17 protein-coding genes are annotated in these 24,625 nt (G+C 58.5%); 8 read left to right on the top strand and 9 right to left on the bottom strand.

What is annotated here, in order from left to right:
- Window positions 1-455 precede the first annotated feature (455 nt).
- The 3 genes from JJL52_RS08900 to JJL52_RS08890 are packed head-to-tail and all read left to right on the top strand — an operon-like array spanning window position 456 to window position 4,977.
- Entirely contained in the window at window positions 456-1,661 is a 1,206-nt protein-coding gene (locus JJL52_RS08900) for an efflux RND transporter periplasmic adaptor subunit (RefSeq protein WP_202052052.1), read from the top strand.
- Window positions 1,658-3,610, top strand: coding sequence for a MacB family efflux pump subunit (locus JJL52_RS08895; RefSeq protein WP_202052051.1), 1,953 nt, complete (start codon window positions 1,658-1,660; stop codon window positions 3,608-3,610). The genes JJL52_RS08900 and JJL52_RS08895 overlap by 4 nt, the downstream gene beginning before the upstream one ends.
- The gene (locus JJL52_RS08890) at window positions 3,610-4,977 is read left to right on the top strand and encodes an efflux transporter outer membrane subunit (protein WP_236994145.1); all 1,368 of its coding nucleotides are present in this window, start codon (window positions 3,610-3,612) and stop codon (window positions 4,975-4,977) included. The genes JJL52_RS08895 and JJL52_RS08890 overlap by 1 nt, the downstream gene beginning before the upstream one ends.
- A 462-nt stretch (window positions 4,978-5,439) precedes the next feature.
- Here the strand turns inward: JJL52_RS08890 and JJL52_RS08885 are convergent, their stop codons facing one another.
- On the bottom strand, window positions 5,440-6,225 hold the full coding sequence (locus JJL52_RS08885; protein ID WP_202052049.1) for a hypothetical protein: 786 nt from the start codon (window positions 6,223-6,225) through the stop codon (window positions 5,440-5,442).
- Between the two features lie 192 nt (window positions 6,226-6,417).
- On the opposite strand from JJL52_RS08885, the gene JJL52_RS08880 reads away from it, so the two are divergent.
- From JJL52_RS08880 to JJL52_RS08865, 4 genes are all read left to right on the top strand, one after another.
- The gene (locus tag JJL52_RS08880) at window positions 6,418-6,837 is read left to right on the top strand and encodes an acyl-CoA thioesterase (RefSeq protein WP_336885052.1); all 420 of its coding nucleotides are present in this window, start codon (window positions 6,418-6,420) and stop codon (window positions 6,835-6,837) included.
- A gap of 5 nt (window positions 6,838-6,842) precedes the next feature.
- Window positions 6,843-7,424: a LolA family protein gene (locus tag JJL52_RS08875; protein ID WP_236994144.1), complete on the top strand. Its 582-nt coding sequence runs from the start codon at window positions 6,843-6,845 to the stop codon at window positions 7,422-7,424.
- Window positions 7,399-9,753 carry an MMPL family transporter gene (locus JJL52_RS08870; RefSeq protein ID WP_202052048.1) on the top strand — a complete coding sequence of 785 codons (2,355 nt, stop codon included), beginning with the start codon at window positions 7,399-7,401 and terminating at the stop codon, window positions 9,751-9,753. Before JJL52_RS08875 ends, JJL52_RS08870 begins: the two co-directional genes overlap by 26 nt.
- Before the next feature lie 488 nt (window positions 9,754-10,241).
- Window positions 10,242-10,781, top strand: a complete 540-nt coding sequence (locus JJL52_RS08865; protein WP_202052047.1) for a gamma carbonic anhydrase family protein — start codon at window positions 10,242-10,244, stop codon at window positions 10,779-10,781.
- A 61-nt stretch (window positions 10,782-10,842) separates the two neighbouring features.
- Here JJL52_RS08865 and JJL52_RS08860 read toward each other — a convergent pair whose 3' ends face one another.
- From JJL52_RS08860 to metH, 6 genes are all read right to left on the bottom strand, one after another.
- Entirely contained in the window at window positions 10,843-11,325 is a 483-nt protein-coding gene (locus JJL52_RS08860) for a PepSY domain-containing protein (RefSeq protein WP_202052046.1), read from the bottom strand.
- 372 nt (window positions 11,326-11,697) lie between these two features.
- On the bottom strand, window positions 11,698-15,966 hold the full coding sequence (locus tag JJL52_RS08855) for a DEAD/DEAH box helicase (protein ID WP_202052045.1): 4,269 nt from the start codon (window positions 15,964-15,966) through the stop codon (window positions 11,698-11,700).
- A gap of 233 nt (window positions 15,967-16,199) precedes the next feature.
- The gene (gene typA / locus JJL52_RS08850) at window positions 16,200-18,014 is read right to left on the bottom strand and encodes a translational GTPase TypA (RefSeq protein WP_202052044.1); all 1,815 of its coding nucleotides are present in this window, start codon (window positions 18,012-18,014) and stop codon (window positions 16,200-16,202) included.
- A gap of 232 nt (window positions 18,015-18,246) precedes the next feature.
- A complete protein-coding gene (locus JJL52_RS08845) occupies window positions 18,247-18,498 on the bottom strand; it encodes a glutaredoxin family protein (RefSeq protein WP_202052043.1) in 252 nt (83 codons plus the stop codon).
- Entirely contained in the window at window positions 18,498-19,004 is a 507-nt protein-coding gene (locus tag JJL52_RS08840) for a TIGR00645 family protein (protein ID WP_202052042.1), read from the bottom strand. The genes JJL52_RS08845 and JJL52_RS08840 overlap by 1 nt, the downstream gene beginning before the upstream one ends.
- Window positions 19,005-19,094: 90 nt before the next feature.
- Entirely contained in the window at window positions 19,095-22,769 is a 3,675-nt protein-coding gene (metH, locus tag JJL52_RS08835; protein ID WP_202052041.1) for a methionine synthase, read from the bottom strand.
- Between the two features lie 100 nt (window positions 22,770-22,869).
- Between metH and JJL52_RS08830 the strand changes: the two genes are divergently transcribed.
- Complete coding sequence (locus JJL52_RS08830; RefSeq protein ID WP_202052040.1) at window positions 22,870-23,058, top strand: DUF2970 domain-containing protein; 189 nt, start codon at window positions 22,870-22,872, stop codon at window positions 23,056-23,058.
- Window positions 23,059-23,153: 95 nt separating this feature from the next.
- On the opposite strand, the gene JJL52_RS08825 is transcribed toward JJL52_RS08830, so the two are convergent.
- Together JJL52_RS08825 and JJL52_RS08820 are read right to left on the bottom strand one after the other, a co-directional pair.
- Window positions 23,154-23,579, bottom strand: a complete 426-nt coding sequence (locus JJL52_RS08825) for a hypothetical protein (protein ID WP_202052039.1) — start codon at window positions 23,577-23,579, stop codon at window positions 23,154-23,156.
- Window positions 23,580-23,607: 28 nt separating this feature from the next.
- Window positions 23,608-23,985 (bottom strand): hypothetical protein, encoded by a 378-nt coding sequence (locus JJL52_RS08820; protein ID WP_202052038.1) that lies wholly within the window; start codon window positions 23,983-23,985, stop codon window positions 23,608-23,610.
- Between the last annotated feature and the right edge of the window lie 640 nt (window positions 23,986-24,625).

Here is a 24,625-nt window from a genome sequence, read left to right as displayed (position 1 = left end):
GCAAAAAGCAGATACCTTAATAAGCCTAAGGTTCAATGTGAGAATCCGCGACGGAAAAACTGCTCTGCAAGGGGGGCTTGGCTCAGCCTGCCGTTCCCACTTAACAGTCATAAAAATCGGCTTTTACCCTGTCGGATGAAAATGTAGTTCATATTACAACGATGCGTAGGGTGGATAAGCGGCAGCGCATCACCATGGGGCACCTAAATGAGTGGATGCGCTGCCGCTTATCCACCCTACAATTAGGCGAATTTTCACGGTAACCGGAACCGAGCCGGATCGTAGGTTATTTATCTTGTACCCGCGCCTGAGTCTTTAAAAGTCTGATTATCACCTCCCTCCCTTTTGAAAGTTGATCCGTCATCTCTCCGTAAAATAGCCTGAAACGCATGCAGCTATGCTACAATGCGGCCAATTTATGCGAATGATTCTTGTTTTCTTTTAAGTCGTTTTTAATGCAGGCAAAACCATTTATCACTCGCCGGCACCTCTACTGGCTTGCCGGCCTGCTTGCTGTGCTGATGACAGCGGGCGCGGCGTTGCGTTTTTATTTTCAGAAGGAAACCGAGTCGGCTCAGGCGGCGATGAAAGAGTCGATCGTCGAAATCGCCTACGGCGACATCGAAGAAAACGTGACCGCGCAAGGCAAACTGGAGCCGAAGGAATATGTCGATATCGGCGCCCAGGTCACCGGACAGTTGCAGAAACTGTTCGTCGAGATCGGCGATGTCGTCAAAACCGGCCAACAGTTGGCTCAAATCGACCCGCGCATTTATGCGGCCCGCGTGCAGGCGGATGAAGCCAGTATCAATAATCTGAAAGCGCAACTGGTCCAGCAAGAGGCGTTGATCCTGTTTGCCGACCGTCAGTATGCCCGCAATCGGAAATTGTACCCGACCAAGGCGGTCAGCCAGGAAACGCTGCAGAACAGTGAATCCAACAGCAAGGCCGCGCTGGCAGTTGCCGATTCGATTAGGGCGCAAATACAGCAAGTTGAGTCGACGCTTGCGGGGGACCGAACCAATCTGGGCTACACCAAGATTTTCGCCTCGATGGACGGCACCGTCGTGCAGCAGACTGCCCGCGAAGGCCAGACCCTGAACGCCAATCAGCAAACCCCGAATATCATGCAGCTTGCCAAGCTCGACAAGATGACCGTACGTTCTCAGACTGCGGAAGCCGACATTATGCGCATCAAGGTTGGCATGCCCGTCTATTTCACCACGCTCGGCTCGGATCAGCGCCGCTGGCAGGGTGTGGTGCGGCAGATCCTGCCGACCCCGGAAGTGGTGAACAATGTGGTTTTGTACAACGTGCTCGTCGATGTCGACAATGAGGACGGCCAGCTGATGAGCGGGATGAGCGCGCAGGTTTTCTTCGTGCTGGGCGAGGCCCGGCATGTGCCGGTGATCCCGGTCAATGCGCTGGGCAAACGGTTGCACGATCAGGACAGCGGAAAGGGCAGAGCCTACCAGGTCAAGACGGTCGAAGCCGATAACCGGGTAAGCGAAAAGGTGATTCATGTCGGATTGCAGAACCGGCGCTTCGCCGAGATTCGCGACGGCTTGTCGGTCGGCGACCGGGTCAGGCTGACGCTGGCTTCCCCCAAAAATAACCGGGGCCGGGATAGTTACAGACCGCCGAGCATGCCGCGGATATGAGCGCAAATCCGGCAAAAAACCAGCCGCTGCTGAACCTCGAACGCATCTCCCGCACGTTTCGCAGCGGCGACAATCTGATTCGGGCGCTGGACGATGTTTCCCTAAAAATCTGGCCCGGCGAGTTCGTCGCGATTATCGGCCAGTCGGGTTCGGGCAAATCGACGCTGATGAATATCCTGGGCTGTCTCGACCGGCCCACTTCAGGCACTTATCAGGTGGCCGGCCGGGATGTTTCGCTGTTCGACCCGGACGAACTGGCCGCATTGCGCCGGGCGACGTTCGGCTTCGTATTTCAGCGCTACAATCTGCTCGGTTCGGAAAGCGCGGAAGAAAATGTCCAGATTCCGGCGCTCTATGCCGGCGAAGATAAAAATACCCGCCTGGAACGGGCGCGCAAACTGCTTTCCGGCTTGGGTTTGGGCGACCGCTGCGATCATCGGCCTTCGCAATTGTCCGGCGGCCAGCAGCAGCGGGTCGCGATTGCCCGGGCGCTGATGAACGATCCGCCCGTCATGCTGGCCGACGAGCCGACCGGTGCGCTGGACAGCCGCAGCGGCCAGGAAGTGATGGCTCTGCTCAAGGAACTGCACCGGTCGGGGCGCACGATTCTGTTGATCACCCACGATGCGGGGGTGGCCGCGCATGCCGACAGAATCATCACGATCAGCGACGGCAGAATCGTCGAAGATTCGACGCCATCTGGCCTGAATGCTCACCAGACCAGCGTGGCAATCGATCCGGGCGGCAAGGCCGGCGTCTTCGCGGACATCGGCGAAGCGGTCAAGACCGCCTTGCGCGCCTTGCGGGTCAATCTGTTCCGGACCGCCTTGACCCTGCTCGGCATCATCATCGGCGTCGCCGCGGTGGTGACGATGCTGGCGGTCGGGGAGGGCAGCCAGCAGGACGTGCTGAACCAGATCAAGTCGATGGGCACCAATCTGCTGTCGATCCGCCCCGGCGCGCCCGGTTTGCGCGGCGCCAGCGACGTCATCACGCTGACGCCCGAAGACGCCGAAGCGATCCAGGAACTGCCGAATGTCGAAGTCGCCCAGCCCGAGCGCAGCAGCCGGCAAACGGTCCGCTTTGGCAATATCGATTATGCGACCAGTATCCAGGGCGTCGGCGCGGCGCTGCCCAGAGTCCGCGACTGGCCGGTTGCGGAAGGCGATTTTTTCAACGAGCGGGACATGCGCCGCTATGCGCCGGTCGTCGTGCTCGGCCAGACCGTCGCGCAGATCCTGTTTCCGGAGGGGATTGACCCGGTGGGGCGCTATATGCTGATCGGCAATATCCCGTTCGAAGTGATCGGCGTCATGACCCCGAAAGGCGCATCGGGCTTCGGCGGCGATCAGGACGATACGGTGTTCGTGCCGGTTACGACCGGCCTGATCCGCCTGTTCGGGCAGAATTATCTGAACGGAATTACCGTGCGCGTCAGCGATGTGGGCGCGATTGAAGACACCGAGGATGCGATTTCGAAATTATTGCTTTCGCGCCATCAGACCGAGGATTTCAGGATACGCAACATGGCTTCGATTCTCGAAACCGCCACCGCGACCCAAAATACCCTGACCGTGCTGCTCGGCACGGTGGCGGCAATCTCGCTGCTGGTCGGCGGCATCGGGGTGATGAACATCATGCTGGTCAGCGTGACCGAGCGTACCCGCGAAATCGGAATCCGGATGGCGGTCGGCGCGCGGCGGCGCGACATTCTGCTGCAATTCAATACCGAGGCCGCCGTGGTGTGTACGCTGGGCGGCCTGTTGGGCGTTCTGCTCGGCTTTGGGGCCGGCAAAGTCATTGCGATGTTCGAAATGACGGTGATTTTTTCCCCGTTCCCGGCCGTGATGGCATTTTCCTGCGCGTTCGGCACCGGCGTATTGTTCGGTTTTTTACCGGCGCGCAAGGCGGCGCTGCTCGACCCGGTGGTGGCGCTGGCGGCGGAATGATGCAGAGTAAACAAGGCTTTTTGGCCATTTGCCTGGCGCTGGCCGGCTGCTCGTTGGTGCCCGATTACCGGCGGCCGTCCGATGCCGTCCCCGAAGTCTGGAAGAATCCTGCACCGAAAACGCAGGCCGGAGACGCGGCCATTTCGCCGGTCTGGTGGACACTGTTCGGCAGCGCCGAGCTCGATCGTCTGATGAACGAAGCGCTGGTTAACAACCGCGACCTGACTGCGGCGACCCGGCGTATCGATCAGTTCCGGGCGCTCGCCAAAATCGCCGGCGCGCCGCTGCTGCCCGCCGTCAGTGCCGGGGGCAGTTATAACTACGAGGACGGCACCCGTTTCAACGGCGGCCAGAGCACCTGGCAAGGCCAATGGAACCTGTCTTATGAAGTCGATTTGTGGGGCCGTCTGCGCGCCGGCCGCGACAGTGCCAGGGCGCATCTGGACAATGTCCGCTTCTCGCTCGACGCGCTGCGGCTGACCGTGATGGGGGATGTCGCCCAAACTTACTTTACGCTGCTCGGCCTCAAGGACCGCCGGGTCATCGCCGAGGAGAATCTCAAAAACATCAGCGAGGTGCTGGCTATCATCGAGTCGCGCTTCGAAGCCGGCGCCGCGACCGCGCTGGATGTTGCCCAGCAACAGACCGAGCGCGCGAATGCCGCTGCGCAGGTGGCCCGTCTCAGTCAGGATATCGCGCAGACCGAGAACGCGCTCGCGGTGCTGCTCGGCCGTCCTCCGCAACAGTTCGAGCCGCAGGGAAAAACGCTGCAAGGGATTCGCATCCCCAACGCCGACCCGGCCCGTCCGGCCGCCTTGTTCGAGCAGCGTCCCGACGTCCGGGGCGCCGAAGCCGAGCTGATTGCCGCGCATGCGGATATCGGCGTTGCGCGTGCGGCCTTCTATCCAAAACTGGAACTCGGCGCGGACAACATTTTCACCGCCGCGATGATGTCGCAGCCGGCCGGCATCGGAGTCGCGGCAGCGGCAGCATTGAGCCAGCCGATCTTCCAGGGCGGACGTCTCGAAGGCGAACTCGAACGCACCAAGGCCCGGCGTAACGAACTGGTCGAGGTTTACCGGCAAACGCTGTTGATCGCCTACCGCGAAGTCGAGGACGCGCTTGCGCTAGGCGGTCAGGCCGCACGCCGCCGCGAACAGCTGCATCTTTCGGTTAACAGCGCCAGGCAGGCCTATGAATTGGGGCTGGAACGCTATCTGGCGGGTGCGACCGATTATCAGACCTTGCTGAACGTTCAGCGCAGCCTGCTGAATGCCCGGGATAGCGAGGTGCAGGCGCATGTGGATGTGCTGAGCGCCTCGGTGCTGTTGTACAAGGCGCTGGGCGGGGGCTGGCGGCGTTTGTAGTATTGCGAGGACTTGTTCTTGCCGGAACCGGTTGCTGTAAGGATTGGGTCGATCATAACTTCCCCTTTTCGTTTCCCTCGCCGAGCGCTTACCGTGACACATCCTTGCCGGCTTGGAACGCCTCAAAGAGTACAAACCGCGGTAGGGTACGCTGTGCGTACCTTTCCTGCGTTCGTTCCGTTCTAATCCTTGAAAAGGTACGCACAGCGTACCCTACAGCTCTACACCGTTGTCGCCCTCCGATGTGTCTCATGACGCGCCTGTCGGGAACGATCAGGCGGCATGCCGGGAGGTTATTTTTAGCTGAGATCTGGATAGAGAGTAAAATCCCTCTCCCTAATCCTCTCCGGAGTCCCGGAGGCCGCCGGATAAGCACAGCGCATCCGGTACCGTGCGGTGGATGCGCTGTGCTTATCCGGCCTGCGTATCTGAGAAACGGCGACGGCTTGTACCGGCTGCGGGTTAAATCGGTACGAAATCGACATTGCTGGCGCCGGCTCTTTGGATTTTCTCGGCCAGCGCTTCGGTCACGATCACGTACAGCGTCGTCCTGAGCAGGAAGATCGGCTGGCCGCGCCACATTTCTTCGCGCATCACCAGCTCCCGTTTTGCGTCGTCGATCGTTTCGTGTTTGCAGACCGGGCAGACCGAAACCGGCGAACCGCCCTTCGGATAATCCGATTCCGACCGGACCAGAATCTGGTAATACGGCTCGATTGCTGCCGGGCCATGAATCCGGTTCTGCGGATCGTCCGGATCGAGGGAAACGGGCAAGGGATTGCCGTTGCGCTTGCCGACTTTGCGGGGGCTGATCGGAACGATTTCGACATCGCCGGTCAGCTCGTCGAAGACGATCTGTTTCATTCTCGCCGAGACGACGAAGCTGCGAATATTCGGCCATAAAAAATCGGTATGGGGAAGCGACGGGCTGTCGTAATAGGCCGGCTGGAAATTGTCGCCCGGCCTGAAGGTCTCGAAAGCCGCGAAATCCGCATCCAGATAAGCGGCGACTTCCCGCTGCATGGCCGCATGTTCCTGCTCGGTAATCGGCCAGCGGCTTCGGAATCGCTGGTCGGTCCGGATTTGCGGCGGGGCCTCGAGGGTTAGAATCCGGCTGCCGCCGTAGGTCGCCTTACAGGCATTGCAGCTGACGCCGGGAAAGCGGTAAACGTATTCCAGATTGCCGTTGATCGATAAATCCTGGCTGTCGGAACTGTAGGGAGGGGACTGCATCCGAAAAAATTGCATAAGACATCTCCTGTATCGGTTCGGCCGCGGCGGCCGGGTTCGTTAATAACCGGAGTTCTCTGAGGGGCATTCCGGAGTCTAACGCAACGGCATCCAACATGCAAGTTGGCGCCGGGCCGTTTATTTTTCGGATAAAACCAATCTGACATAAAATAGCGGATTAGATTCCCGCTCTTAACCAGGAACAGCTCAGTGCAGAAACCCACCTACTGCGCCGAAATCGATCTTAAAATTCCCTTCCACGATGCGGATATGATGGAGATCGTGTGGCACGGACATTATGCGAAATATTTCGAAATCGCCCGCTGCGAACTGCTCGACCGGATCGACTACAACTATCTCGCGATGCGCGATTCGGGGTATGATTGGCCGATCATCGACCTGCGCATTCGCTATATCAAGCCGGCGGTGTTCGGACGGACCGTGACGGTCAGAGCCTTCCTCGCCGAATGGGAACATCGCCTGAAGATCGATTATTCGATTATCGATGCCGCGACCGGCGCGAAACTGGCCAAGGGGCATACGGTCCAGGTCGCGGTGGACAGGCGCAACCACGAAATGTGCCTGGAGTCGCCCCCGGTATTGCTGAAAAAGCTGGGGGTGGAGCCGTGAAACCATTGGCTATCCTTTTATTATTGTTGATGCCATGGCGGGCGACTCTGGCCGCCGACACGCTTGCGGAGATCGGCGCGAGGCTCGTCAAAACCGAATTGACAGAAGGCCGTTTCCGGCAGGAAAAAAACATCAAGGTCCTGAAGAAACCGCTGATTTCGACCGGAACCTTCATTTACCACCGAAGCCGCGGCGTGATCTGGCAAACGCTGACGCCGGTGCCTTCCATGCTGCTGGTCAATCGGACAAGATTATTGACGGCGCAGGGCGAACAGGCCCTGCCGCCGGCGTTCGGCCGGGTGTTTACCGCGATGTTCGGGGGCGATTTACAGTCGATGCAGGAAGGCTTCGAGATGGCCGGCACGAACGGTAAAAACGCGTGGCAGCTGCAATTGAAGCCGAAAGATCCTGTGCTGCAAAAAATCATTGCCGAGGTGCAGCTGACCGGGGACAAGGAACTCAGGCAGATCGACATCAAGGAAGCGAACGGCAATTCCACCCGCATCACTTTCGACCATATCGCCCATCCCGAGATTTTGACGCCCCCCCAGGAAGCCGACTTTGAACGCTTATCTTCCGCGCCTTAGCGCCGGGATCTGGCTGCTCGGGATGTTGCTGCTCGGCGTTCTCGGGTTTAACACGCTGAACCGCGACTGGCTCGAAACCGGCTTTCTGGCGCTGTTGCCGAAAATCGAGCAGCGTCCCGACGTTGCCGAGGCGATCGAACGCCACAACGCATTGATCAACCGCAAGGTGATCTGGTTGATCGGTGCGTCCGGCAGTGAGAGGGCCATCGCGAATGCCGAACAGCTCGAAAAGCGGGTCAGAGACAGCGGCTTGTTCGGCAGCATCATGATGAAGGTTAACCAGGAACAGGGCATCGATCAATACCGGCGGCTTTTCGCTCATCGCTATCGCTTGCTCGATCCGGAAACGCGGCGTTTATTGAAAGCGCAGCCCCAGGGACTGTTCGACAGGAACCTGGAGATGCTCTACAGCCCGGCCGGTCAGCTGCAGGCGGTGATGCTCGAACACGATCCTTTACTGCTGTTCTGGCGCTATATGAATGCGCAAAAACCGGCCAATCTGAATCTGGAGCAGGGCGTCGTGACCGTCCGGGATGGGCAAAAGGTTTGGGTGCTGCTGCAGGCCGATCTCGACAACGGCCGGCTGCCGCTGGACAAGCTCGAAAAGCTGCTGCAATTGAGTCGGAATGCGGCGGCCGAGATACAAAAGTCCGGCGGCGAACTGCGCGTTTCGGGCCTGCCGCTGTTCACCGCTGACGGGGCGGAGTCGGCCCGGCAGGAAATCTCGACGGTCGGCATCGGTTCCGGCATCGGTATTGTGCTGCTGTTTCTGTGGACGTTCCGCAGCATCCGGCCGCTGCTCCTGTCCGCGGCCGCGATCGCAAGCGGCTTGGCCGCTGCATTAGTCGTCAGTGTCTGGATGTTCGGCAAAATTCACATCATCACGCTGGTGTTCGGCGCGAGCCTGATCGGGGTGGTCGACGATTACGCGCAGCATTATCTCTGCGACAGTTTCGGCGACCGCGACTGGAATCCGCGCAAAGGGCTGGCGGCGATATTTCCGGCGCTGTTCCTGGGATTGATCAGCAACCTGCTCAGCTATGTGGGCCTCGGTTTTTCGCCGTTTCCGGGGCTGCAGGAAGTCGCGCTGTTTTCCGCGGTCGGGTTGTTCGCCGCCTGGCTGACCGTCGTGCTGCTGTTTCCGCTGCTTCTGGCCGGGTTCCGCTTCGCGCACGAGCCGGCGCTGCTGAAGCTTGCATTGATTTGGGAACGGCGCTGGCCGGACTGGGCTTTCAACAACCGCCGCTGGCTCGGCGCATCGGTGCTGATCGTGCTGGCGGGCGGGATGGTCCAATTGGCCCCGCGCGACGATGTGCGTTTGCTCCAGTCCGCATCCCCAGCATTGCTGCGGGACGCCGAAAAGATCCGGCAGCTTTTGCAGCTGCGGGACAACCAGTTTTTCCTCGTTTCGGGTAAAAATCAGCAGGAGTGGCATGTTAACGAACAGCGCCTGCTCGAAAAGCTCGATGCCCTGATTCGGCGCGATGCGCTGAAATCCTACGAAGGGCTCAGCCGCTATTGGCCCGATCCCGAAACCCAGCAGAGCGATTACCGTCTGGTGCAGCGGACGCTGTTCGATTCCGGCCTGGTCAAGCGTTATATGGCCGACCTGGGCTTCGACCGCGCCGCCATCGCCGCAGAACTGAAAACCTTTGCCGAAGCCGAACGTGGCACGCTGAAACTGGAAGACTGGCTGGCGGCGGCCGACGCAGGCAAGCGGTCGCTCTGGCTCGGCTGTACCGAAGGCCGCTGTGCCGGCATCGTGGCCTTGAGCCGGATCCGCGACGCTTCGGCATTGGCGTCCTTGGAGGCGCTGCCGGGCGTGGTCTGGGTCGATCATGTCGAAGAGCTCTCTTCGCTGTTCGCGCGCTATCGGATCAGGGCGAGCGTGCTGCTGTTTGCCGCCTTCGCGCTGGTGTCGGCAGGCCTGTGCTTCAAGTTCGGCCGCCGCGGTGCGCTGACCGTGATGTCGATTCCGCTTGTTGCGTCGCTGGCCGCGCTCGCGCTGACCGGCTGGTTTAATCAGCTGTTCAGCCTTTTCAATCTTTTTGCGCTGCTGCTGGTCTTGGGCATCGGCGTTGATTACGCGGCGTTCTTTTATTTGGCCGGCGAAAGGCGAACCAGCACCTCGCTGGCCGTCACCCTTTCCGGTTTGACGACCTTGCTGTCGTTCGGCCTGCTCTCAGTCAGCTCGACCGAGATCGTGCATGCGTTCGGATTTACCGTGGGGGTCGGGATTATGGCTGCGATGCTGGCGGCGCCTTTGATCGGGAGAGAGAATCCGCTCCAAGAGCCCAAAGCTCCCCGCAAGATCGCCGGAAACATTTAGGAAAAGCTCGCTCAATCCTCGTAAAAAGCGGACTGAAGACGCACCGACGACGTAGCCGTCCGGTTTTCTTTTATTTTCTAAAGATATCTTCCCGACCTACCGGCTGAGCCCGGAAGACGACATTCCCCCTTTGAAAAAGGGGAGCAGGGGGATTTGTCCTACAAATTTCTCGTTCCCACGCTCCAGCGTTCATCGTTATGCACAAGTCCTGCAAAGTTCAAGCATTGGAGTTCAAAGCTCGCTTTGAAAAGCTTGCTTTGAACGTGATAGAAGAGTAATCCAAAGCCAACTTTAGGCTCTTGCCGGTCCATTGATTGGAGTCTGCGGACGGGACCAGGGACGCATTTCGAAGCCCTTCGCTCCCAACAGGAGCCATTGAAGATGCGGGGCGGTTACGCCCCGGCGGAATGTTTCCGCAAATCTGGCCTAAGCGCCGGGGAACGGTTATATTAACCCCTTTCTGGGAACATTCTATTCAAGGAGCCAATGTGACAGTCAGAAGTTTTAAAGGTAAACGGCCGGTCGTCGGCGAGCGCGTCTATATCGACGAAAATGCGACCGTGATCGGCGACGTGACGCTCGGCGACGACGTTTCGATCTGGCCTTCGGTCGTGATTCGGGGCGATGTCGAGCGCATTACGATCGGCGAAGGCACCAATGTGCAGGACGGCTCGGTGCTGCATGTGACGCATTACGGCCAGTTCACCCAAAAAGGTTATCCCTTGACGATCGGCAAGGGTGTGACGATTGGGCACCGGGCGGTGGCGCATGCCTGCACGATCGGCGATTATTGCCTGGTCGGCATCGGCGCGATCGTGATGGACGATGCGGTGCTGGAAGACTATGTGATGCTGGGCGCGGGCGCCTTGGTGCCGCCGGGCAAGCGGCTGGAGGGCGGGCATCTGTACGTCGGTTCGCCCGCCCAGAAAAAGCGGCCGCTAACCGATTCCGAAAAAGAGTTTCTCGAATATTCCGCGGCGCATTATATTCAATTGAAGAATGAGCATTTGCAAGAGTCTTCGGAATAAACGGGTTGCGGCCGGCATTCTCCGTCAGTCTTATCGTTGACTTGCCGGCGCCTGTAGGCCGTTAATCTTCTTCGGTCTTGATAATCTTGCCGGTTGCGGCATCGACTTCGACTTCCATATCCTGGTCGTCGCTCGTTCTGATGCCGAATTCATACGTGGCGGTGCCGTCCTTTTCGATTTCATATTCCACTTTGGTAATCGTTCCGGGCTGGGCTTTCAAAGCGATTTGGCGGGCCTGCGCTTCATCGATTTTCTTCAACGCCGTAAAGGCAGGATGATCGGCGTTCGGCAGTTCCTGTTCCTTTTCGAGGATTTTGGCGGTGGCTTTGTCGCACTTAAATTCCCACTTGACACCGTCCGGGGATTTGACGTCGATCTCATAAAGGTCCACGCCTTTTTTATTTTCAAGCTTCATCTTGACGATTTCGCCTTTTGCGAGCTCGGCCACCGCTTTACGGCAGGCGTCCTCTTCCGGGGTTCCTTGGGCAGCGGCGCCGGAGGCGATGACGGGAAGGAATGCAGCGAAAATATATTTAGCGTTCATGATTTTCTCCTTGATCAAGAAGGACGGGAAACGCCGCCGATTCCTCCACGCGGATGGATCAGGAATCGGCCGGTCTGAAATGATAGTGTGACTGACGCTGAGTGTAACAGGGTTATTATCGATAATTTTGATTGATGGACATCAATAAAATTCGACAATTTTCTTGTTTTTTCATTGGGTTTTTCCCGGTAAAGGTGAGCCGATGCCATAAGGTTGAGGCTGTTATCGCGATAGACAGAAGCAGCGTAGGATGTGCCGACGTAAGGAGGCGCATCGGTCGCGAACGATACCCTGAAAGCACCCGATGCGCTTCACTGCGTTCAGCACATCCTACGCATCTTTCACGATAACGGTAATAGCATAAGGGCGGCATTATTTGTTCAGCAAGGCCCACTGCAATTGCCATTGATGTTCCGCGTCAAGAGTTTGCAGGTAATGCACGTTTTTGCCCGAGCCATGCGCCAGCGGCGCTCCGTCTTTGTAGACGAGGCGCTGGCTGTGCAGAGCGGGGATACGATCGCCGGGCGTAACGATACCGGTCAGGTTCAGCGGATCGGACGCATTGATCACGGTCAGCTCGGGCGTGATGGTCGGCTTGCGTAGATCCCGAAGCAGGCCGACCGCTTCGGGCAGCGCGAACTGCTCGCCCGCAAATCCCTGCACGAAGCGGCCGCCGCGCAGTTCGCCGCGCGCTTCGAGGCGCCGGTAAACGTATAACAGCTCGCGCCAGCTCGGCAGGTTTTCTTCCCGTTCCAGCACCTTCCGGAACACCACGCCGTAACGTTTGAGCAGCACGCGGGCGATATGTTCGACGGCCGGATAATGATCGCTCCCCAATTTGCGCAAGGGGCGCAGCAGCGACCAGCGCCCGGCCGCGGCGAAGGGATCGTAAATCGGATAGCGCTTGCCGCGCCGGTGCAGGATCTTTTGCGGCGTGACCAGGGTGCGCAGACCCTGGAAGCTGTCCGAGGTGATGAGTCCTCCGGCGGCCAGTTCGCCGAGCGCTTCTTCGAGCTGCGTCTTCAGCAGGCCGGTTTCGGCGGCCAGCTCCTGAAAAAAGCTTGCGCCCCACTCCTTGATCGCGGCATGGACTTTCATCGCATTGCCGGAAAGTGCCAGCGCCTCAACGTCCGAAACCGGCGCAAAGGCGCGCCAGGCTTCCAGATGCTCGCGCGCGACCAAGGCGACCGGCGTGTTTTTACCGGCCGATTTCGGCGCGCTGTCGCCCAGCGCTTTCAAGCGCAGCCAGATGAATTTGCCTGACGTGCAAAGTTGATCCAGTTCGGACGCGAAATAAGGTTTGATACGGCGGCTCAGAATGTCGTGTTCCCAGCAGAAGGCAGGGAGGTTACAGCCTTCGAGCTGATGCAGGGCCTTGGCGAGTGCGGCTTCGCCGGCGCCTGGCTCGTGCAGACCGTGCCAGTGGAACAGAAAGCGCATGTAAACGCTCGGTGCGACCGGCTCGATTTCCCGGCGCAACTGTTTCAGGGTGTAGCGGTGAATGCGCGCGAGCAGGCCGCGTTCGCACCATTCCACCGCCTCCGCATCTGGCGTGAAGCGGCCTTGCAGCACGACGCCCTGCTGTTCCAGGGCGGTTAGCGCCTGCCCGGTTTGCGCCGCGGATAAAGCAAGCGGTCTGCTCAGTTGTTCGGCGGTAACAGGCCCGAGTCCTTCCAGCCGGCTGCGGATCAGGTCGCGCAGGATGTCTTCGTCGGTCAATGTGTGGGCCAGAGGCACCGCCGGTATGTCCGGTGCGAGGGCGGCTTCCGGATAAATCTGCTGCAATTCGGCCAGGCGTTCGGCGGCGATCCAAAGCCTTTGGCCGTCGCTCATCTGCATCACCGTCGCGCGCCGGCTTGCCTGCAAGGCAGCGAATAATTCCGGCCATCGGTTCGGCGACTGGTCGGGCAAATTTAGCAAGCCTTCCTGTTCGGTGATGAAACCGAGTACGACCAGGGCATCGTGCAGTTCGTCCGGGTCGCGCGCTTCCGGCCAAGCTTCCTTACAGACTTGTCCGATTGCTTCCGGATTCAGGCGGCCGATTTCGGCCGCATCCTCGGGACTGCCGAAACGGCGCTGCTGTACGGCCAGCGTACGGCGTTCTTCCGCAGGTGCGTCGTCGAGGAATGCATAAGGGCGCGCGTTCAGGATTTCCTGCGCCATCGGCGACGGCGAGGTCAGGTCGCGGGCAAGCACCCGGATTTCCCCGCTTTCGATGCCTGCCAGCAAGGCCTCGAGGCCGTCAAGGTCCATCAGGTCGTGCAGGCAGTCCCACAACGTTTGCTCGACCAGCGGATGATCCGGAATCTCCCGGTCGCCGGCGATATTCTCGAAGCAGGCGAGCTGGTCCGGAAAAACGATCGCGATCAGGTCTTCCGCATCGTTGCGCTGGAACTGCGCCGGCACTTTTTTGCCGCTGCGGTTGCGCGGCACCGCCAGCGCGGTGTTCGCGACCCAGCGCCAGCGCGTCGGAAACATCGGCGCGGCGAGCAGCGCCTGGACCAACACGTCTTTGACCGAAGCGGCCTTCAGGTAGCCGGCCGGTTCGAGCAGCGGAAAACTGTGCGTCGGCCCGAGCGACAGCACGATGTTGTCCTCGGTCGCAGCCGCCTGCAGCTCGAAATTGAAGCGCCGGCAGAAGCGTTTCCGTAGCGCCAGCCCCCAGGCTTTGTTGATCCGCGAGCCGTAGGGCGAATGCACCACGAAATGCATGTCGCCGGTCTCGTCGAAAAAGCGTTCGAAGATAATCGTTTTGAACGAGGGCAGCGCGGTCAGCGCGGCTTTCGAGGAGGCGAGATAGTGATGCAGCTGTTCGGCGGCCGCGGAAGGCAAGCCGAGCCGGTGGAAAATGAAATCGTGCGCGGCATCGCCGCCTTGATCGAGCAGGCGGTCGATTGCCTCGGACAGATCCGACACCGCTTCGGAGAGCTCGCGGCTGCGGCCCGGCGCTTCGCCGAACCAGAACGGGATGTTCGGCGGCTGACCGTGCGCGTCCTCGACAAAGACCTTGCCCTGCTCGATCTTCAGCATTCGGTAGGAATTGTTGCCGAGCTGGAAGATGTCGCCCGGAATGCTCTCGAACGCGAAATCCTCGTTCAACGTGCCGACGAACAGGCCTTCCGGCTGCATGATCACATCGTAGTCGAACTGGTCCGGAATCGCGCCGCCGTTCATAATCGAGGTCAGCCGCGCGCCTTTGCGCGGCCTGAGCATCCCGTGCACGGCGTCGCGGTGCAGGTAGGCGCCGCGCCGGCCCCGGCGGGTGTGGTAGCCGTCCGCCAGCATTTTGACGACGTCCGTATATTGGTCCGGCGTCAGCTCCCGATATGGCCAGGCCTTGCGCAGGGCTTCGTACAGATCGCGTTCCGGCCACTCCCGGCAGGCGACTTCCGCGACGATCTGCTGGGCGAGCACGTCGAGCGGATGATCGGGAATCTGGATCGTGTCGAGCTGGTCGTGCGCGACCGCATTCAACAACGCGGTGCATTCCAGCAGATCGTCGCGCGTGAGCGGAAACAGCCGGCCTTTCGGGGTCGCGCCGAGCCGGTGCCCGGAACGTCCGACCCGTTGCAGGAACGCCGCGATCCCGTGCGGCGAGCCGAGCTGGCAGACCAGGTCCACATCGCCGATGTCGATGCCGAGTTCGAGCGAAGCGGTCGCGACCAGCGCCTTCAGCCGGCCCTGCTTGAGCCGGTTTTCCGCATCGAGCCGGTGTTCCTTCGCCAGGCTGCCGTGATGCGAGGTGACGAATTCCTCGCCAAGACGCTCGGCCAGCGCGGCGGCGGCCCGTTCGGCCAGCCGCCGGGTGTTCACGAAAATCAGCGTGGTATGGTGGTCGTTGACCAGTTCGACGAGACGGTCGTAGATTTCGGTCCAGACCTCGTTCGCCATCACCGCTTCCAGCGGCGAGCCGGTCACCTCGATTTTCAAATCGCGTTGCCGAGTGTGGCCTGTGTCGATGATCGTGCAGGTCTGGTCCCGGTCGCCGGTCAGGAAACGCGCGATCGTGGTCAACGGCTTCTGCGTCGCGGACAAGCCGATCCGGACCGGCGGCTTTTCGGTCAGCTGCGCCAGCCGTTCCAGCGACAGCATCAGATGCGCGCCGCGCTTGTTGCCGGCCAGCGCGTGAATTTCGTCGACGATCACGCTGCACACCGTTTTCAGCATCTCGCGCCCCGATTCGGAGGTCAGGAGGATGTACAGCGATTCCGGCGTGGTGACCAGGATGTGCGGCGGGGTGCGCTTCATCGCGATCCGCTCGGCCTGGCTGGTGTCGCCGGTCCGGGTCTGGGCGCGAATCACGACGCCGGGCAGGGCGGCTTCGAGCAATGCCATGCCGATCCCGGACAATGGCAGCTCGAGGTTTTTGTGGATGTCGTTCGACAATGCTTTCAGCGGCGAGACGTAAAGCACCAGTGTCTGGTCGGGCAGAAAGCCTTCGACGCCTTGCCTGACCAGTTGATCGATGACCGCAAGAAAGGCAGCCAGCGTTTTGCCGGAACCGGTCGGCGCGGCGATCAAGGTTGCCTGACCGGCCTGAATCGCGGGCCAGGCTTGGCTTTGCACATCGGTCGGCGCCTTGAAGCGGTCCAGAAACCAACGCGCGACGACTGGATGGAAGGAGTGCAGAGAGGAGGTCATGGTGTTAAGGTATTTTGATGAGTATACCGCACCTTTGATTTACCGGAGTTTAAAGTACCGGAGGAGCAAAAAGCAAAGCAGGTTGGGTTACGACTGCATAGACCGCAGGAGTTGGAGCAATGCAAGGAGCAATCCGCCCGACAGCGTAACCCAACTAACGAAATGTTGGGCTTCATTTCATTCAGCCCAACCTCTGCAACTGTTTTCTGTAGAAAAGAGAGGAGAAAACTTAATCAGCCCTTCGCCGCTCGTTTCCGCTCGTGTTCGAGCAGCAGTTTCTTGCGCAGCCGAATCGATTTCGGAGTAACTTCGACCAGTTCGTCTTCGTCGATGAATTCGAGCGCCTGTTCGAGCGTCATTTTCTGCACCGGGACCAGGATGATGTTTTCGTCGGAGCCGGCCGCGCGGATGTTGGTCAACTGCTTGGCTTTGCACGGATTGACGACCAGGTCGTTCGAGCGGGAATGGATGCCGACAATCATCCCCTCGTAGACTTCGTCCGCATGCACCACGAACAGTTCGCCGCGTTCCTGCAATGCGTACAGCGCATAAGCCAGCGCCTTGCCTTGCACCATCGAAATCAGCACGCCGCGTTTCCGGGTGCCGAGTTCGCCTTTTTTCATTGGCCCATAATGATCGAAAACATGGTAGAACAGGCCGGAACCTGAAGTCGAGGTCATGAATTCGGTCTGGAAGCCGATCAGCCCGCGTGACGGCACCATGTATTCCAAACGCACCCGGCCTTTGCCGTCCGGTACCATATTCAACAGGTCGCCCTTGCGTTCGCCGAGCTTTTCCATCACCGTACCCTGGTGAATTTCCTCGACTTCGATGGTGACCATTTCGAACGGTTCGTGCTTCTCATCATCAACGTCTTTCAGGATCACTTCCGGACGCGAGACGCCGAGTTCGAAGCCTTCGCGGCGCATGTTCTCGATCAGGATCGACAGATGCAGTTCGCCGCGGCCCGAGACCTTGAATTTGTCCGGATCGCCGGTGTCCTCGACGCGCAGCGCGACGTTGTGCTGCAATTCTTTTTCCAGACGCTCGCGGATCTGGCGTGAAGTCAGGAACTTGCCTTCCTTGCCCGCGAACGGCGAATTGTTGACCTGAAAGGTCATCGTGACGGTCGGCTCGTCGACGGTCAACGGCTTCATCGGTTCAACCGCTTCGGGATGGCAGAGCGTATCCGAGATTTCGAGCTTTTCGATGCCGGTAAAGGCGATGATGTCGCCCGCGCTGGCTTCCGGCACTTCGACCCGCTCCAGGCCGTGGAAACCGAACACCTGCAGGATGCGGCCCTTGCGCTCTTCGCCCTCGCGGCTGACGATGGTCAGCTGCATGTTGGTCTTGACGGTGCCGCGCTGGATCCGGCCGATCCCGATCACGCCGACGTAGGTGTTGTAGTCGAGGCTCGATACCTGCATCTGGAACGGGCCGTCCGGATCGACGTCCGGCGGGCTGACGTGTTCAACGATTGTTTCAAACAGTGGCGTCATGTCGCCGCCGGTGACGGTCGGCTCCAGGCCGGCAAAACCGTTTAGGGCCGAAGCATAGACGATCGGAAAATCGAGCTGTTCGTCGGTGGCGCCGAGGCGGTCGAACAGGTCGAACGTCTGATCGACGACCCAGTCCGGGCGTGCGCCGGGGCGGTCGATTTTGTTGATCACGACAATAGGGCGCAGGCCCAACGCAAATGCTTTCTGGGTCACGAAGCGAGTCTGCGGCATCGGCCCGTCGACCGCGTCGACCAACAGCAGCACCGAGTCGACCATCGACAGCACCCGCTCGACTTCGCCGCCGAAATCGGCGTGGCCTGGGGTGTCGACGATGTTGATGTGATAACCGTTCCAGTCCAGCGCAGTGTTCTTGGCCAGAATGGTAATGCCGCGTTCTTTTTCCAGGTCGTTCGAGTCCATGACCCGCTCGGCGACTTTCGCGTGTGCGGCAAACGTGCCGGATTGCTGCAGCAGTTTATCGACCAGCGTAGTTTTGCCGTGATCGACGTGCGCGATAATCGCGACGTTTCTTAATTTATTGATATCCATTGAGTCAATTTGAAAGGGTTAGCGAATGATTGAATGCAGCGCATCCTGTGCCCGCATCGCAAAAAGGGATTTCGGGGTTTAACGAGGGTTAAGGGAAGGAATTATACACAAAAGCCGGGCTGGTGTTTTTATCATTCAACGATTTACCGAAAAATTGCCGCTGGACCCCGATGGGCGGGGTTCCGGGCGAGCGGCATCCGGAACAGGGCGGAGGGTGGGCGTCCGTCCGGCTTTAACGCGACACCGCTTCACCGAATTGTTGCAGAAAATGGGCTGCCTGCGGTAGGTCGAAAGGCCAGCAGAGCGCGCGGCGGCTTTCCGGTTCCAGCAGAACCGGGATTTTCAGCGCATAATCGGGCTGCCATTCCGGATGTTCGGCAATGTCGACCGATTCGATCGGGAATTGCGGCGCGCACGCCGCGACGATTTCCCCGGCCTCTTCGCAGAGATGGCAGCCTTCGGTGCCGAGCAATAAGAGACGCATCAGTGTTTGCTCAGCTTATCCTGGACGCTCATCAGCAGGGCCGAAACGACCAGCGTCAGATGCACGGCCACGTACCAGAGGATTTTCTCGTTATGGGTGTCTTCGATCTTCATGAAGATTTTCAACAGATGGATCGACGAAATCGCGACGATGGTCGAGGCGATCTTCATCTTCAGGGAGCCGTAGTCGTGGGTGCCGAGCCAGTCGAGTTTCTCGGCGTCTTCGGCGATATCCAGACGGGAAACGAAGTTTTCGTAACCGCTGAACATCACGATTACGATCAGGCTGCCGACCATGGTCAGGTCGATCAGGGCCAGCACTTTCAGGATCAGGTCGGCTTCGTTCATCTCCAGGAGGTGCGGCAGGAAATGATAGAGTTCCTGGAAGAATTTGATGAACAGCGCGGCGACGACCAGACTCATCCCGACATAGACCGGCGCCAGGATCCACCGGCTGCCGTACATGATGCGTTCGAGAGAATGTTCGGTTTTTTCTTTTAATGACATGGAAGAATTAAAGGGCGTAAGAAACTAAAAAACGGGCAGGAGAGAGGCGCAAGGGGGATTTTTCCTTTCGCCTTGCGCCTTTCGTTTAACTTAATGATTCAGATGCGCCGACAGCCAGCGTTCGGCGATTTCCTCGGCGATACCTTTGCGTTTGGCATAGTCCTGCAGTTGGTCCCGGTTGATTTTGCCGACGTTGAAATACTGCGCTTCCGGATGCGCAAAATACCAGCCGCTGACTGCCGCAGCGGGATACATCGCATAACTTTCGGTCAGGGTGATGCCGGTACTCTCGGTAACGTTCAGGAGTTCGAACAGCCTGGCTTTTTCGGTATGATCCGGACAGGCAGGATAACCGGGGGCAGGGCGGATGCCTTGGTAGGCTTCTTCAATCAGTTGTTCGTTGTCGAGTTTTTCGTCCTTCGCATAGCCCCAGTAATCGGTTCTGACGGTCTGGTGCATGTATTCTGCCAAAGCTTCGGCCAGCCGGTCGGCCAACGCCTTCAACATGATGGAACTGTAGTCGTCGTGATCACGTTCGAATTCGGCCAGTTTCGCTTCGATACCGACGCCGGCGGTCACCGCGAACGCGCCGATGTAATCGGCAATGCCTTGCTCTTTCGGTGCGATGAAGTCGGACAGGCAATAGTTCGGCCGGCCCGGCGCCTTCACGTTCTGTTGGCGCAGGTGGTGCAGCACGGCGCGGACTTTGGTGCGCGATTCGTCTTCGTACACGATCACGTCGTCACCGTCGCTGTTGGCCGGGAAAAAGCCGATCACCGCGCGGGCGGTCAGCCATTCTTCGCTGATCATCTTGTGCAGCATTACCTGCGCATCATCGAACAGTTTGCGGGCTTCGGTGCCGACCACGCCGTCGTCCAGGATTTTCGGATAACGCCCGGCCAACTCCCAAGTCTGGAAGAACGGTGACCAGTCGATATACCAGACCAGGGTTTCCAGGGGGAAGCGGTCGATGACCCGGATGCCGAGAAACGAGGGTTTGACCGGAATATGGCCGTCCCATGCAGCTCTGTTTCGGCGGGCGGCTTCGATCGGATGCTGCAGGGTCTTCGCTTCCTTGCCTTTATGGCGCTCCCGGACTTCCCGGTATTCGGCGCGCACCGCTTCGGTATAACCGGCTTTCAGATCGGCGCTGAGCAGGCTGCCCGCGACGCCGACGCCGCGCGAGGCGTCCGGTACATAGACTGTTGCGCCTTCGTAATTCGGTTCGATCTTGACCGCGGTGTGCGCGCGCGAGGTGGTCGCGCCGCCGATCAATAAAGGAATTTCGAAACCCTGACGCTGCATTTCTTTCGCAATGTGCACCATTTCGTCGAGCGACGGCGTGATCAGGCCGCTGAGACCGATGATGTCGACGTTTTCCTTGCGCGCGGTCTGTAGAATCGTTTCGGCCGGCACCATCACGCCGAGGTCGATCACCTCGTAGTTGTTGCACTGCAGTACCACGCCGACGATGTTCTTGCCGATGTCGTGCACGTCGCCTTTGACCGTTGCCATCAGAATCTTGCCGTTGCTTTGGCGTTCTTCGGCCTGATCGTCTTCCATGAACGGCATCAGGTACGCGACCGCCTTTTTCATCACCCGCGCGGACTTGACGACCTGCGGCAGGAACATTTTGCCGGCCCCGAACAGGTCGCCGACCACGTTCATGCCGTCCATCAACGGGCCTTCGATGACGTGCAGCGGTTTGTCGGCTTGCAGGCGGGCTGCTTCGGTATCCTCGTCGATGAAATCGGCGATGCCTTTCACCAGCGCATGTTCGAGACGTTTATTGACCGGCCAACTGCGCCATTCCAGCTCTTCGGGCTTGACGGCGCCGCTTGAGCCGTCACCGCGGTAGCGTTCGGCGATTTCGAGCAGTTTTTCGGTTGCGCCGGGATGCCGATTCAGCACGACGTCCTCGACCGCATCGCGCAGCTCGGCCGGAATGTCTTCGTAAATCGCCAGTTGGCCCGCGTTCACGATGCCCATGTCCATACCGGCCTGGATCGCATGGTAGAGGAATACCGCATGGATCGCTTCGCGGACCGGATTGTTGCCGCGGAACGAGAACGACACGTTCGAGACGCCGCCGGAAATCAACGCATGCGGCAGGGTCGCCTTGATTTCATGGGTCGCTTCGATGAAATCGAGCCCGTAGTTGTTGTGCTCTTCGATGCCGGTCGCGATCGCGAAAATGTTCGGATCGAAAATAATGTCTTCGGGCGGAAAGCCGAGCTGTTCGGTCAGAATCCGGTAGGCGCGGGTGCAGATTTCGACCTTGCGGGCCTTGGTGTCGGCCTGGCCGACTTCGTCGAACGCCATCACGATCACCGCCGCGCCGTAGCGCCGGACCAGCTTCGCATGTTCGATGAATTTGGCTTCGCCCTCCTTCAGCGAAATCGAATTGACGATGCCCTTGCCCTGGATGCACTTGAGTCCGGCTTCGAGAATGTCCCATTTTGACGAGTCGAGCATGATCGGCACTTTTGCGATGTCCGGTTCGGCCGCGAGCAGCATCAGGAAACGCACCATCGCGTCTTTCGATTCGAGCATGCCTTCGTCCATGTTGATGTCGATCACCTGCGCGCCGTTTTCGACCTGCTGGCGGGCGACGTCGAGCGCGGCCTCGTAATCGCCGGCCACGATCAGCCGTTTGAAGACCGCCGAGCCGGTCACGTTGGTGCGTTCGCCGACATTCACGAACAGGCTGTCCGGGCCGATCGTCGTCGCTTCGAGGCCGGACAATCGGCAGGCTTTCGGGATGTCGGGGATGGGGCGGGGCGGGTAGGGCGAAACCGCCTCGACGATTGCCTGGATGTGCGCAGGCGTCGTGCCGCAGCAGCCGCCGATGATGTTCAGGTAACCCTGCTTCGCCCAATCGGCGATTTCCTGTGCCATCATTTCCGGCGATTCGTCGTATTCGCCGAATTCGTTCGGCAGCCCCGCGTTCGGATGCGCGGAGACATGGGTGTCCGCGATCGTCGACAGTTCGTCGATGTGCTGGCGCAGCTCTTTTGCGCCGAGCGCGCAGTTGAAACCGAACGAGATCGGTTCGATATGTTTCAAGGAATGCCAGAACGCGGCGACGGTTTGTCCGGACAGCGTTCTGCCCGAAGCATCGGTGATCGTACCGGAAATCATCACCGGCAGCTTGTGTCCGCTCTGTTCGAAGTAGGCATCGACTGCAAATGCGGCGGCTTTCGCGTTCAGCGTATCGAATACCGTTTCGATCAGGATGATGTCGGCGCCGCCGTCGATCAGGCCCCGGGTCGCTTCGGTGTAGGCCTCGACCAGTTCGTCGAACGAAATGTTACGGAAACCGGGATCGTTTACGTCGGGCGACATCGAGGCGGTCCGGTTGGTCGGCCCCAGTACACCGGCGACGAAGCGTGGCTTGCCCGGTGTAAGCTGTGTATAGTCGTCGCACGCCTGGCGGGCGAGACGCGCCGATTCGACATTGATTTCGTAAACCAAAGCTTCCATCCGGTAGTCGGCCATCGCGACCCGGGTCGAGTTGAAGGTGTTGGTTTCGATGATGTCCGCGCCGGCTTCCAGGTAGGCGCTGTGAATGGCTTTGATGATTGCCGGCTGGGTCAGCGACAAGAGGTCGTTGTTGCCTTTCAGGTCGATGTTCCAGTCGGCGAAACGCGCGCCCCGGTAGTCTTTTTCCTCCAGCTTGTAGCTTTGGATCATGGTGCCCATCGCGCCGTCGAGGAATAGGATTTTCTGGGAAAGGAGCTGTTTTAAATCGCGGGTTTTGTCCATGGGCAAAGGTAAAAGGTCGGGCTGGTCGTCGAAAAATTGCGGTTGGTAGGGCCGAATGACTACACTATTATTCTATTCGGATTTTTTTAAGGAGATACGAATGTCTAAACCGTCGATCGTCGATGTAATAAAAAGTGTTTTGTCCGCCGCAATAGGAGTTCAAAGCGAAAAAAACAGGCAAAAAGACTTTACGCAAGGCTCGTTGCCGGCCTATCTGATAGCGGGGCTGATCTTTACGGTCGTTTTTGTTTCCGCGATCATCTTTCTGGTACGGATGGTTACCGGTTGACCGTTATCAAGGAGTTCTTACGGGACCTCATGCCGCAAACTAAAAAGCTCAAGCATTGCTTGAGCTTTTTAGCGAGGCGGGGGCCTTGCGGCGTTTTATTCGGGAGTTTTGAAGCTTTGCGAAATGCTGGTAAACATTTCCTTGATGCCGCTGAACAGATTGCCGATCGAAAAGGATTCTTTGGTAATGAACTTGAGCCGTACGAAGGCCACTGCGAGTACGCCGGCCAGCGGAGGCATCAGTTCGAAAAAGACCGACAACAGGTAGCCGCCCACGCCCTGAAAGCCGCCCTGGTTTTTTCTGTCGCCGACGCTGAGCAGGTCTCTTTCGTAATCGCCGCTGGATTCGCTGCCCCGGACCGCTTCCAGGATAAAGACGTTTGCCTGAACCAGTAACATTTGTACAACGAAGAACACGCCGGCCGCGATCGCGACCCACATTAAAGGATTGCTGACTTTTGCTTTGTTGACCGACTGATAAACCCAGATGACGGCCAACACCATTAAAATTCCACCTATCATAGTTACACCTTTATTATTTTCTTAATTATTATTTTTTCAGGAAGAAGTAATTGAAAGAACATTTGAGCACCATGCTGTCTGCGGTCTTTTCGACGGCTTTGCAGGTTTCAAATTTGCCGCGTCCCGGTGATACTTCTTTTTTCAGTACTCCGTCCTCGACCATGTATTTTACTTCGATTCTCATCTCATTGGTACGGCCGAGCGAGTCGGTCGCAATTGTATTCAGAACGCCGTTGTCCGCAAAATCCCAGACGATATCGACGTTTTTCTTTTCGCCGTCCAGCTTTGCCGCTTCCGCATACAAATTCCATTTGCCTCGAATGTCGCTGTCATCCTTCAACTGCACATCGGCGTTTGCCGTGAAAGACGCCAGGAAGGCTACCGATGATAATAAATAGTGGCGCATGAATTTTCCCCTCAGTCCGAATCTATTACATAGAATTTAAACTATACCACACTCGTTATCCGAGGACATACTGGCACGGTAAAAAGAATGCCGCAGGCCGGGGCTGGGCCGTTTATCCGTCATTAATCCTTGACTTTAATGGAGCCTAAAGTATCATGTGCATTCCTTGCTACTAACCTGGCAATTTCTAAAAAATATTTACAATTATAGGTAGGACTAATATGGGGTTCATCTTAGATTTGACTGAGACTTTGAAAACGCCTGCTGGCATTGTTGGTTTGCTGGTTGTGGTTGGCGCGGTGTACGCCCTGGTAAAATGGGTTTTCGCTCCACACCCGGACGACGAGCAATAAATCTCTGTCTCAATCCGCTTAATCTTTATTAAGTATTTAGGCCGCCTGAACTGATCTCGAAATTATTGAGAATTAGTGGCGGCCTATTATTTTCAAACGTTTTTTCTTCCTTCTCGTTTGACGATTGCCCAAGGCGGCTTTTGCCTCCCGGCAGATTGTCCGTTCCCCCTCAGATTTTTCTTCTAAATCTGCCCTAGCGCTTCGCGGATCCGTCTGCCTTCGACAAATCGGTCGAGCTAGCAGAAAGCTTGTTATTTTTTAACGAGTCGGGTTAAAGTTTGTCTTTT

This window comes from Candidatus Methylomicrobium oryzae, assembly GCF_016745425.1.
Taxonomy (GTDB): Bacteria; Pseudomonadota; Gammaproteobacteria; order Methylococcales; family Methylomonadaceae; genus Methylomicrobium; species Methylomicrobium oryzae.
The sequence above is the reverse complement of the archived record's forward strand: the minus strand, read 5'-3'. Positions and strand labels throughout refer to the sequence as shown.

What these genes read in the sequence shown, in the direction of transcription:
- JJL52_RS08900 (WP_202052052.1), top strand. Translation starts at nt 456, where the DNA reads ATGCAGGCAAAACCATTTATCACTCGCCGGCACCTCTACTGGCTTGCC.
- JJL52_RS08895 (WP_202052051.1), top strand. Translation starts at nt 1,658, where the DNA reads ATGAGCGCAAATCCGGCAAAAAACCAGCCGCTGCTGAACCTCGAACGC.
- JJL52_RS08890 (WP_236994145.1), top strand. Translation starts at nt 3,610, where the DNA reads ATGCAGAGTAAACAAGGCTTTTTGGCCATTTGCCTGGCGCTGGCCGGC.
- JJL52_RS08885 (WP_202052049.1), bottom strand. Translation starts at nt 6,225, where the DNA reads ATGCAATTTTTTCGGATGCAGTCCCCTCCCTACAGTTCCGACAGCCAG.
- JJL52_RS08860 (WP_202052046.1), bottom strand. Translation starts at nt 11,325, where the DNA reads ATGAACGCTAAATATATTTTCGCTGCATTCCTTCCCGTCATCGCCTCC.
- JJL52_RS08855 (WP_202052045.1), bottom strand. Translation starts at nt 15,966, where the DNA reads ATGACCTCCTCTCTGCACTCCTTCCATCCAGTCGTCGCGCGTTGGTTT.
- typA (WP_202052044.1), bottom strand. Translation starts at nt 18,014, where the DNA reads ATGGATATCAATAAATTAAGAAACGTCGCGATTATCGCGCACGTCGAT.
- JJL52_RS08845 (WP_202052043.1), bottom strand. Translation starts at nt 18,498, where the DNA reads ATGCGTCTCTTATTGCTCGGCACCGAAGGCTGCCATCTCTGCGAAGAG.
- JJL52_RS08840 (WP_202052042.1), bottom strand. Translation starts at nt 19,004, where the DNA reads ATGTCATTAAAAGAAAAAACCGAACATTCTCTCGAACGCATCATGTAC.
- metH (WP_202052041.1), bottom strand. Translation starts at nt 22,769, where the DNA reads ATGGACAAAACCCGCGATTTAAAACAGCTCCTTTCCCAGAAAATCCTA.
- JJL52_RS08830 (WP_202052040.1), top strand. Translation starts at nt 22,870, where the DNA reads ATGTCTAAACCGTCGATCGTCGATGTAATAAAAAGTGTTTTGTCCGCC.
- JJL52_RS08825 (WP_202052039.1), bottom strand. Translation starts at nt 23,579, where the DNA reads ATGATAGGTGGAATTTTAATGGTGTTGGCCGTCATCTGGGTTTATCAG.
- JJL52_RS08820 (WP_202052038.1), bottom strand. Translation starts at nt 23,985, where the DNA reads ATGCGCCACTATTTATTATCATCGGTAGCCTTCCTGGCGTCTTTCACG.